The organism is Streptomyces sp. NPDC060000 (assembly GCF_042737375.1).
In the GTDB taxonomy this organism is placed as follows: Bacteria; Actinomycetota; Actinomycetes; order Streptomycetales; family Streptomycetaceae; genus Streptomyces.
Genome location: NZ_JBHWUU010000016.1, coordinates 102,313 through 112,647 on the forward strand (window position 1 = coordinate 102,313; position 10,335 = coordinate 112,647).

The following is a 10,335-nucleotide window of genomic DNA, read 5'->3' on the forward strand; positions in this document are numbered from 1 at the left end:
GGGACGCGGACGGCTATTCGTCGGCGGCCGACGAGGCGGACGCCGACGGAGATGACGACGCGGACGCGGATGACGACGCCGAAGCACCGTCGCCCCGGAACGCCGACACCGCCGCCTTTGCCACCTGCTCCACCAGCGAGATGCCGGCCGCCTGTGTCGCGTTGCCGTCGGACAGCACGGCCACCAGACAGTCGTGCCCGGCCACGGTCACCCGGCCGATGCTGTTGATGTCCCACAGCCCGGTCGTGCTGCGCGCCAGCCAGCCGTTCTTCAGCGCCCACGACGAGCCGTCGGCCGCCGCCGACACCCCCCAGCGCTGGTCGGCGGCTATCTGTCCCATCAGACCCTGGACGTACGTCCGTGCTGCCTCGCTCAGCTCGGATTCGTCGCCGAAGACCTGCCGGAGCAGGGTGAGCTGATCGGCGGCCGTGGTCTGCGTCAGGCCCCACAGCATGTCGTCGCCGCCCGAAGTGCCGGTCAGTCCGAACCGCTCGTTCGCGGCGTCGAGCCCCTTCGCCCCGCCGATGATCCGCCACAGCGCCGACGCCGAGTCGTTGTCACTGTTCTCGATCATCGCGGTGGCGTACGTCTTCTCCGCCGCCGTGAGATACCGGCCCGCGTCCTGCGCCTGGAGCAGCAGCGTCGCCAGGATGTCCACCTTGACGATGCTCGCCGTGTCGAAGGCCGCACCGCCGTACGCGGCGCCGGCGCCCGAGTCCAGGTCGAGAACGGCCGCGGCCACGGCCGCGTCGCCCGGCACGGCCACCGACCTCAGCGCCGACGCCAGCAGCGTGTCGTAGTCCTTCTCGGGCGCCGCCACCGACTCCACCGACACCTTCCCGTTCCCCGGACCGGACACCGACGCCGACGACGTCACGGAGGACGACGATACGGCTCCCGTGCCCGGGCCCGCCTGGGCCCTCACATAGACGGTCCCGCCCGCCGTGGCACCCAGGACGGCGACCGTCGTGAGCGCGGTGCGGAGGAGCGGACGGCGCCGGGGGATGCGAGCGCGGCTGCGACGTGCTCTGGAGGACTCCATGACCGTCGATGCTCGACCCGGCGACTGTGCAGGCCGTTAGACGGAGGTTAGAGGTACGTCAGGGATGTCTGAGAATCCCGTGAAAGGCGTCACCACGGTGTTTCGGGCCCCGCACAAGCCCGGCAGCATCCCCCCGATAGGGTCGACGACCGTGGCGAACAAGAACATTCCCGACTCCGGCTTCTCCGACGACGACGGCTCCGCCGACCCCCGGCTGAGCGCGGCGCTCGCATCCTGGGCCGAGGACCGCACGGCCGTGGGCCCGGTTCTGGCGGCCCTCAAGGGCGCCCGGCTGCTCGTTCCCGTGGTGGCCGTGCTGGGCGAGGTGGAGGAGGACGAGAAGGGCCTGCGCCGCGAGAAGACCAGCGACATGGCCGTCCCCACGCTGAAGGCGGGGGCCCGCACCGCGCTGCCCGCGTTCACCTCCACGGACGCTCTCGCCCGCTGGGACCCCGAGGCCCGTCCGGTCGCCGTACCCCTGCACCAGGCGCTGCAGGCCGCCGCCCACGAGAAGGCGGACACGGTCGTCCTCGACCTGGCCGGACCGGTGGCCTTCGAACTGACGGGACCGGCGCTGCTGGCGCTCGCCGAGGGCCGTACGTCGGCCGACCCGCTGGCCGACCCGGCCGTGGTCGCGGCGGTGCGGGCCGCGGTGGCCGCCGAGCCGGAGGTGCTCAGCGCACACCTCGGGCCGGGGCAGGCAGACGGCACCCTCGCCCTCGTCCTCGACCCGGCCGCCGTCCCCGCCGAGACCGCCCGGGCGGTGGCCCGGCGTCTCGCCGCCGACGAAACACTGAGGGCCCGCCTGGTGCGCGGCCTCGACCTGGCACTGCTGCCGGCCGGGACGACGCCTCCGGGCGAGCCCCTGTACGTGAAGAGCTGAGTCAGCCGGAGAGCTGAACAGCCGAAACCCCGGCTCAGCCGTAGATCGGGCCCGTGTACTTCTCGCCCGGGCCCTGGCCCGGCTCGTCCGGGACGAGGGACGCCTCGCGGAACGCCAGCTGGAGCGACTTCAGACCGTCGCGCAGCGGTGCCGCGTGGAAGGAACTGATCTCGGTCGCGCTGCCGTCCAGCAGGCCGGCCAGGGCGTGGATCAGCTTGCGGGCCTCGTCGAGGTCCTTGTACTTCTCGCCCTCCTCGGTGAGCCCCAGCTTCACGGCGGCGGCGCTCATCAGGTTGACGGCGACCGTCACGATCACCTCGACGGCGGGGACCTCCGCGATGTCGCGGGTCATGTCGTCGAAGTCGGGGGTGCCGGGGGCCTCGGCGGAGCCGGCGGGGGAGGTCTCACTCATGCCCCACACGATAGGCGCAGGCCGGCCCGGACCTCGTACCGAGGCTCGATTGGCCGTTACTGGCGTCGGCTGGTAATCTCGTGTAACGACCGGTCGGACACGCGTGCCCCTCAGCAAGCGGATCCGGCCCACAAGTGGAGGCTCCGAACTCCCACCCGACCGTCCCCAGGGATGGCGGGTCACCCCGGTCAGGCGGCCACCATCGTTCCGTACGGACGATGGAGTCGCCCGGTAGTGCGCCCCGCGATCCTCGCGGCGGTGCTCCGGTAGTGCTTGGAGCCCCGCATGTGATCGTTCGGGGCATTTTTTGTGCTTCGGCGTGGTTGTCAAGACTACCGAACACAGACGTTACGCGGCCGTCCGCCAGACCGCCGTGTGGTGCTACCAAGGAGGATCCATCAGCACTGAGCCCCGCATCAACGACCGGATTCGCGTTCCCGAAGTGCGACTTGTCGGTCCCAGTGGCGAGCAGGTCGGCATCGTGCCGCTGGCCAAGGCCCTGGAGCTTGCGCAGGAGTACGACCTCGACCTGGTCGAGGTGGCGGCGAGCGCTCGCCCGCCGGTCTGCAAGCTCATGGACTACGGGAAGTTCAAGTACGAGTCGGCCATGAAGGCCCGTGAGGCGCGCAAGAACCAGGCGCACACGGTCATCAAGGAAATGAAGCTCCGGCCGAAGATCGACCCGCACGACTACGACACCAAAAAGGGTCACGTCGTCCGGTTCCTCAAGCAGGGCGACAAGGTCAAGATCACGATCATGTTCCGTGGTCGCGAGCAGTCCAGGCCGGAACTCGGCTACCGACTGCTGCAGCGTCTCGCGTCGGACGTCGAGGACCTCGGCTTCATCGAGTCGAACCCGAAGCAGGACGGCCGGAACATGATCATGGTTCTCGGCCCGCACAAGAAGAAGACCGAGGCCATGGCCGAGGCGCGCCAGGCGCAGGAAGCCCGCAAGGCCGAGGCGAAGGCCAATCCGGGCCGTTCGCAGAACGCCGCGGACGCCGACGCCGTGAACACCGAGGGTGACTTCGAGACCGAGGCCGAGGGCGAGGACGACCTCGAGGCCGACGTCGAGGTCGAGGCTGACGCCGAGGCCCCTGCCGAGGCTTCCGCCGAGGCGTGATCCGCGGGACGCGAGTCCCGAGGACGTAACCGATACCAGCGACGTTCCACCGTGCCCGGTTTCACGACCGGGCACCGGAACGCCACCGACGAGGAGATAACGGCGCTATGCCGAAGAACAAGACGCACAGCGGTGCCAGCAAGCGCTTCAAGATCACCGGCTCCGGCAAGGTGCTCCGTGAGCGCGCCGGCAAGCGCCACCTGCTCGAGCACAAGTCGTCCCGCGTGACGCGTCGCCTCACCGGCAACGCCGAGATGGCCCCGGGCGACGCCGCGAAGATCAAGAAGCTTCTCGGCAAGTGACGTCGGGCGCGTGAGGCGCGCCTGATCTCAGACCGGGACCCATCGATTCCGGGTCGTGTGAGTCCCACCACGGCCCCGCTACAAGGAGTTAAACAAGTGGCACGCGTCAAGCGGGCAGTCAACGCCCACAAGAAGCGCCGGGCGATCCTCGAGGCCGCCAAGGGTTACCGCGGTCAGCGTTCGCGCCTGTACCGCAAGGCCAAGGAGCAGGTCACCCACTCCCTGGTCTACAACTACAACGACCGCAAGAAGCGCAAGGGCGACTTCCGTCGACTGTGGATCCAGCGCATCAACGCCGCTGCCCGCGCCAACGGCATCACGTACAACCGCTTCATCCAGGGTCTGAACGCCGCGAACATCGAGGTCGACCGCAAGATCCTCGCCGAGCTGGCCGTGAACGACGCCACCGCGTTCGCCGCGCTGGTCGAGGTCGCGCAGAAGGCCCTCCCGGCGGACGTGAACGCGCCCAAGGCTGCGTGACGCCACGCCGGCGTCGAGCCGATGTGACTTGGAGGACCCGCAGGCTGCGGAAGCCTGCGGGTCCTTTGCTGCTGACGCCCATCGAGGCCGTCGTCAGGGTGCCGGCCGTCCGTGGCCGGTCGCGCCCGCGCGGCGGAGCCGCACATCGATACCGCCCCGCGCCCCTCGGGGGCTGTGGTCGCCCCCGCTGCCGAGCCGGCCGTACAGATACCGAAGGTGAACCAGACATGCCCCCCGCCAGCCCCGAGCCGATCTCCCCCCGTTCCCCCCGCGTCGCCGCCGCCCGGCGACTCGCCAGGCGGAACTTCCGGGGGAAGGACCGGCTGTTCCTCGCGGAGGGGCCGCAGGCCGTGCGGGAGGCGGCCGCTCACCGGGCCGGTGGCGAGGCGACCCTGGTGGAGCTGTTCGCCACCGTCGAGGCCGCGGAGCGGTACGCCGACATCATCGGCGAGGCCCGCGCCGCCGGTGCCCGGGTGCACCTCGCCGCCGAGCAGGTCATCGAGGAAGTCTCCACCACCGTCACCCCGCAGGGGCTCGTCGGGATCTGTCGGTTCCTCGACACGCCGTTCGAGGAGATCCTCGCCGCCCGGCCGAAGCTCGTCGCCGTCCTGGCCCATGTGCGCGACCCCGGCAACGCCGGCACCGTCCTGCGGTGCGCGGACGCCGCGGGCGCCGACGCCGTCGTACTGACCGACGCCTCCGTCGACCTCTACAACCCCAAGGCCGTCCGCGCCTCCGTCGGCTCCCTCTTCCACCTCCCCGTGGCGGTCGGGGTCCCCGTCGAGAGGGCCGTGGCCGGGCTGAAGGACGCCGGGGTGCGGATCCTCGCCGCCGACGGCGCGGGGGACGACGACCTCGACGACGAGCTGGACAACGCGACGATGGGCGGCCCCACGGCGTGGGTGTTCGGGAACGAGGCCTGGGGGCTCCCCGAGGAGACGCGGGACCTCGCGGACGCCGTCGTACGGGTCCCGATCCACGGGAAGGCCGAGAGCCTGAACCTCGCGACCGCCGCCGCCGTATGTCTCTATGCATCGGCCCGTGCACAGCGTGCCTCCGGAGGGTGCCGCTCCGTCACCGAGAGCTAGTAGGGTGACCAGCTCGGGGGCCCCTCAGTCGTCTGAGAGGTGGGGTACGGGGAATGAGCGTCGGCATCAGCGGTACACGGGACGCGCGGGTCGCGCCCGACGGCTCCGCGCCCCGGCCGGCCGGTGACCTCGCCGGCCTCGGCATCGACCCCGACGACCTGCCCGACGGGCTCGTGGTCGCCGACGAGCACGGACGCGTCGTGTGTTTCAACGCCGCCGCCCAGCGCATCACCGCCGTCCGCGCCCAGGACGCCCTGGGACAGCGGCTCGACAAAGCCCTGCCGCTGGAGGACCTCGAAGGCCGCCGCTGGTGGCAGCTGACCGACCCCTACGGCGGCCTCGCCATCCGGGTCGGCCAGCCCGAGCGCAACCTGCTGCTGCCGGGCGGGCGCGAGGTGCTCGTCTCGGTGCGGTACGTCCGTACCGAACCCACCGGGCCCGTCCGCCGGGTCGTCGTCTCGGTCCGCGACACCGAGGCCCGCCGCCGCACCGAACGCAGCCACGCCGAGCTGATCGCCGTCGTCGCCCACGAACTGCGCTCGCCCCTCACCTCGGTCAAGGGCTTCACCGCCACCCTGCTCGCCAAGTGGTCGCGGTTCACCGACGACCAGAAGCGGCTGATGCTGGAGACCGTCGACGCCGACGCGGACCGGGTCACCCGCCTCATCGCCGAGCTGCTCGACATCTCGCGCATCGACTCGGGACGGCTGGAGGTGCGCCGCCAGCCCGTCGACATGGGCGCGGCCGTGGGACGGCACATCCAGGCCTACGTCGCCGCCGGACAGCCCGCCGACCGGTTCCTGCTGCGCCTCGAACAGCCGCTGCCCGCCCTGTGGGCCGACCCCGACAAGGTCGACCAGGTCCTCAGCAACCTCCTCGAAAATGCGGTGCGCCACGGCGAGGGAACCGTCACCATTGACGTCACGCCCGCCGCTTCCCCCCGTGAGGGGGAGGAAACCGGCACATCGGTCACCGTGAGCGACGAGGGCGCAGGCATCCCGGAGGAGTCCATGAACCGCGTCTTCACCCGCTTCTGGCGGGGCAGCAAGCGCGGCGGCACGGGCCTCGGGCTGTACATCGTCAAGGGCATCGTCGAAGCCCACGGGGGCGTCATCACGGTCGGCCGCGCCCCCGGCGGCGGCGCCGAGTTCCGATTTACGTTGCCCGTGAGCCTCCCGGCCTATCTCACCTGAGAACCGGCCGGACGGCCCGCGGGCGCATGGGTACACCTCCACCCCGTTAGACTCGGCCTTTGGCACCCTTGTGTCCCATGGACGGCCCTCTGACCTCTGCGTGAGTCGGTGACGGGGACCTTCAGCCAGCCAACCGGAAGCACGGGAAGAGATGTCGGCACCGAATAAGTCGTACGACCCGGTAGAGGTCGAGGCCTTGAAACCGGAAGAGATCGAGCGCATGCGGGACGGGGCGCTCGCCGCCTTCGCCGCCGCGGACTCCCTCGACGCCCTCCAGGAGGCCAAGGTCGCCCACACCGGCGGCACCTCCCCGCTGGCCCTGGCCAACCGCGAGATCGGCGCGCTGCCCCCGCATGCCAAGGCGGCCGCCGGCAAGCTGGTCGGTCAGGCACGGGGCGCCGTGAACAAGGCACTCGCCGCCCGCCAGGAGGAGCTGGAGGCCGAGCGCGACCAGCGCGTGCTGGTCGAGGAGGCGGTGGACGTCACGCTGCCGTACGACCGCGTGCCGGCCGGCGCCCGCCACCCGCTCACCACGCTGTCGGAGCGCATCGAGGACGTCTTCGTGGCCATGGGCTACGAGGTCGCCGAGGGCCCGCAGGTCGAGGCCGAGTGGTTCAACTTCGACGCCCTCAACATCGGCCCGGACCACCCGGCCCGCGGCGAGGCCGACACGTTCTTCGTGCAGGGCCCCCAGGGCGGCACCGAGTCCGGGGTCGTGCTGCGCACCCACACCTCGCCGGTCCAGATCCGCTCGCTGCTCGGCCGTGAGCTCCCGGTGTACGTGATCTGCCCCGGCCGCGTGTACCGCACCGACGAGCTGGACGCGACGCACACCCCGGTCTTCCACCAGGTCGAGCTGCTCGCCGTGGACGAGGGCCTGACCATGGCCGACCTCAAGGGCACCCTGGACCACATGGTCCAGTCGCTGTTCGGCGAGGGCATGAAGACCCGGCTGCGGCCCAACTTCTTCCCCTTCACCGAGCCGTCCGCCGAGATGGACATGGTGTGCTACGTCTGCCGCGGCGAGTCCGTCGGCAACCCCGACCGCCCCTGCCGCACCTGCTCCAGCGAGGGCTGGATCGAGCTCGGCGGCTGCGGCATGGTCAACCCCAAGGTGCTGGCCGCCTGCGGCGTCGACCCGGAGAAGTACAGCGGGTTCGCCTTCGGGTTCGGCATCGAGCGGATGCTGATGTTCCGCCACAACGTCGAAGACATGCGAGACATGGTCGAGGGTGACGTCCGGTTCACCCGGCCGTTCGGGATGGAGATCTGATGCGGGTCCCGCTTTCCTGGCTGCGGGAGTACGTCGACCTGCCGGCCACCGAGACCGGCCGTGACGTGCAGGCCAAGCTCGTGTCGGCGGGCCTCGAGGTCGAGACCGTCGAGCACCTCGGAGCCGACCTCAAGGGCCCGCTCGTCGTGGGCCGGGTGCTCACCATCGAGGAGCTCGAGGGCTTCAAGAAGCCGATCCGCTTCTGCACGGTCGACGTCGGCACCGCCAACGGCACCGGTGAGCCCCAGGAGATCGTCTGCGGCGCCCGCAACTTCGCCGTCGGCGACAAGGTCGTCGTGGTCCTCCCGGGCGCGGTCCTGCCCGGCGGCTTCGCGATCGCCGCGCGCAAGACGTACGGCAAGACCTCCCACGGCATGATCTGCTCCGGCGACGAGCTGGGCATGGGCGACGACGGCACCAAGGGCATCATCGTGCTGCCGCCGGAGACCGAGGTCGGCAAGGACGCCATCGAGCTCCTCGAGCTGGTCGACGAGCTCCTCGACATCGCCGTCACCGCCAACCGCGGCGACTGCCTCTCCATCCGCGGTGTCGCCCGTGAGGCCGCCATCGCCTACGGGCTGGCGCTGCGCGACCCGGCGCTGATCGACGTACCGGCGCCCAACGCCTTCGGCTACCCGGTGCAGGTCTCCGAGCCGATGGGCTGCGACCGCTTCACCGCCCGCACCGTCACCGGTCTGAGCCCCGAGGCGCGCTCCCCGATCTGGCTGAAGCGCCGGCTCCAGAAGGTCGGCATGCGCCCGATCTCGCTCGCCGTCGACATCACCAACTACGTGATGATGGAGCTCGGCCAGCCGCTGCACGCCTACGACCGGTCGCTGGTCCAGGGCACCATCGGCGTACGCAGGGCCGGGGAGGGCGAGCGGATCGTCACCCTCGACGGGGTGACGCGCGAGCTGCACGCCGAGGACCTGGTGATCACCGACGATCGCGGCCCCATCGGCCTCGCCGGTGTCATGGGCGGCGCCAACACCGAGATCGCCGACCACGACGCCGCGGGAAGCCTGACGACCGACGTGGTCATCGAGGCCGCCCACTTCAACGCGGTGTCGATCGCGCGCACGGCCCGCCGGCACAAGCTGTCCTCCGAGGCGTCCAAGCGCTTCGAGCGGGGTGTCGACCCGCAGGCCGCGGCGGCCGCCGCGCAGCGCACGGTCGACCTGCTGGTGCTGCTCGCGGGCGGTACGGCCGACGCGGGCGTCACGGAGATCATCGCCCCGTCCGCCCCGCACTCGATCAGCGTCCCGGCGAACCACCCGGACAAGGTCGCGGGGGTGGAGTACGGCCGGGAGACCGTGGTCCGCCGCCTCCAGGAGATCGGCTGCGACGTGTACGGGCAGGACGAGCTGATCGTCACCGTCCCGTCCTGGCGGCCCGACCTCGCCGAGGTCAACGACCTCGCGGAGGAGGTCATCCGGCTGGAGGGCTACGAGAACCTGCCCTCCACGCTGCCCAAGCCGCCCTCCGGCCGCGGCCTCACCCACCGCCAGCGCCTGCACCGCCGCGTCGGCCGGGCACTGGCCGGTGCCGGCTATGTCGAGGCGCCGAACTACCCGTTCATCGGCGAGCAGGTCTTCGACCAGCTCGGCCTGGACGCCGACGACCCGGCCCGCCGTGTCGTGAAGCTCACCAACCCGCTCAACGACGAGGAGCCCGCGCTCCGTACGTCGCTGCTGCCGGGCCTGCTGGCCGCCCTGCGGCGCAACGACGGCCGGGGCTCGCACGATCTGGCGCTCTTCGAGACCGGACTGGTGTTCCTCCCGCAGGAGGAGCAGCGCGTCGCCGGGCACCTGCCCGTCGACCGCCGGCCCACGGACGAGGAGCTCGCGTCGCTGGACGCCGTGCTGCCCGCGCAGCCGCGCCATGTCGCCACCGTCCTCGCGGGCGCCCGCGAGCAGGCCGGCTGGTGGGGCAGGGGCCGTCCGGCGGACTGGGCCGACGCGGTCGAGGCGGCGCGTGCCGTCGCCCGCGAGGCCGGGGCCGAACTGGTCGTCCGCAGCGGCCAGTACGGGCCGTGGCATCCGGGCCGGTGCGCCGAGCTGGTGGTCGTCGTCGACGGCGCCGAGCGCGTCGTGGGCCACGCCGGCGAGCTGCATCCGCGGGTGCTGAAGGCACTGGGCCTGCCCTCGCGTACCTCCGCGATGGAGCTGGACCTGGACGTCCTGGAGCAGGTCGGCGACGACACGCCCCGGGCGCCGAGCATCTCGGCGTTCCCGGTGGCCACGCAGGACGTCGCCCTCGTCGTCGACACGTTCGTGCCGCACGCCGACGTCGAGGCCGCGCTGCGCGAGGGCGCCGGTGAACTGCTGGAGGGGATCCGGCTGTTCGACGTGTACGAGAACGCGGAGCAGCTCGGTGACGGGCGGAAGTCGCTCGCGTACGCGCTGCGCTTCCGCGCGGGTGACCGGACGCTGACCGTCGACGAGGCGTCGGCCGCGCGGGACGCGGCGGTCGCCCTGGCGGGCGAGCGCACGGGAGCGGTACTGCGCGGCTGACGCGGGGCGCCCCTTCCCCCGGGGGA

General features: G+C 71.6%; 10 protein-coding genes. 8 read left to right on the top strand and 2 right to left on the bottom strand.

Annotated features, from left to right (window positions below):
• Positions 1–13: 13 nt before the first annotated feature.
• Entirely contained in the window at positions 14–1,042 is a 1,029-nt protein-coding gene (locus ACFWBB_RS11615; protein WP_385269631.1) for a serine hydrolase, read from the bottom strand.
• 151 nt (positions 1,043–1,193) lie between these two features.
• Here ACFWBB_RS11615 and ACFWBB_RS11620 point away from each other — a divergent pair, with 151 nt between their 5' ends.
• The gene (locus ACFWBB_RS11620; RefSeq protein ID WP_385269633.1) at positions 1,194–1,925 is read left to right on the top strand and encodes an SseB family protein; all 732 of its coding nucleotides are present in this window, start codon (positions 1,194–1,196) and stop codon (positions 1,923–1,925) included.
• Between the two features lie 34 nt (positions 1,926–1,959).
• Here the strand turns inward: ACFWBB_RS11620 and ACFWBB_RS11625 are convergent, their stop codons facing one another.
• On the bottom strand, positions 1,960–2,337 hold the full coding sequence (locus ACFWBB_RS11625) for a DUF1844 domain-containing protein (protein ID WP_385269635.1): 378 nt from the start codon (positions 2,335–2,337) through the stop codon (positions 1,960–1,962).
• A gap of 373 nt (positions 2,338–2,710) precedes the next feature.
• Between ACFWBB_RS11625 and infC the strand changes: the two genes are divergently transcribed.
• The 7 genes from infC to pheT all read left to right on the top strand — a co-directional run bounded on the left by infC (position 2,711) and on the right by pheT (position 10,309).
• Complete coding sequence (infC, locus tag ACFWBB_RS11630) at positions 2,711–3,460, top strand: translation initiation factor IF-3 (protein ID WP_385269651.1); 750 nt, start codon at positions 2,711–2,713, stop codon at positions 3,458–3,460.
• A gap of 107 nt (positions 3,461–3,567) precedes the next feature.
• Positions 3,568–3,762 (top strand): 50S ribosomal protein L35, encoded by a 195-nt coding sequence (gene rpmI, locus ACFWBB_RS11635; protein ID WP_006607578.1) that lies wholly within the window; start codon positions 3,568–3,570, stop codon positions 3,760–3,762.
• Between the two features lie 96 nt (positions 3,763–3,858).
• Complete coding sequence (rplT, locus tag ACFWBB_RS11640; RefSeq protein WP_319094073.1) at positions 3,859–4,242, top strand: 50S ribosomal protein L20; 384 nt, start codon at positions 3,859–3,861, stop codon at positions 4,240–4,242.
• 227 nt (positions 4,243–4,469) lie between these two features.
• Entirely contained in the window at positions 4,470–5,330 is an 861-nt protein-coding gene (locus ACFWBB_RS11645) for a TrmH family RNA methyltransferase (RefSeq protein ID WP_385269638.1), read from the top strand.
• 53 nt (positions 5,331–5,383) lie between these two features.
• A complete protein-coding gene (locus ACFWBB_RS11650; protein ID WP_385269640.1) occupies positions 5,384–6,523 on the top strand; it encodes an ATP-binding protein in 1,140 nt (379 codons plus the stop codon).
• A gap of 151 nt (positions 6,524–6,674) precedes the next feature.
• Positions 6,675–7,796, top strand: coding sequence for a phenylalanine--tRNA ligase subunit alpha (gene pheS, locus ACFWBB_RS11655; RefSeq protein WP_356254873.1), 1,122 nt, complete (start codon positions 6,675–6,677; stop codon positions 7,794–7,796).
• On the top strand, positions 7,796–10,309 hold the full coding sequence (pheT, locus tag ACFWBB_RS11660) for a phenylalanine--tRNA ligase subunit beta (protein WP_385269643.1): 2,514 nt from the start codon (positions 7,796–7,798) through the stop codon (positions 10,307–10,309). The genes pheS and pheT overlap by 1 nt, the downstream gene beginning before the upstream one ends.
• Positions 10,310–10,335: the final 26 nt, after the last annotated feature.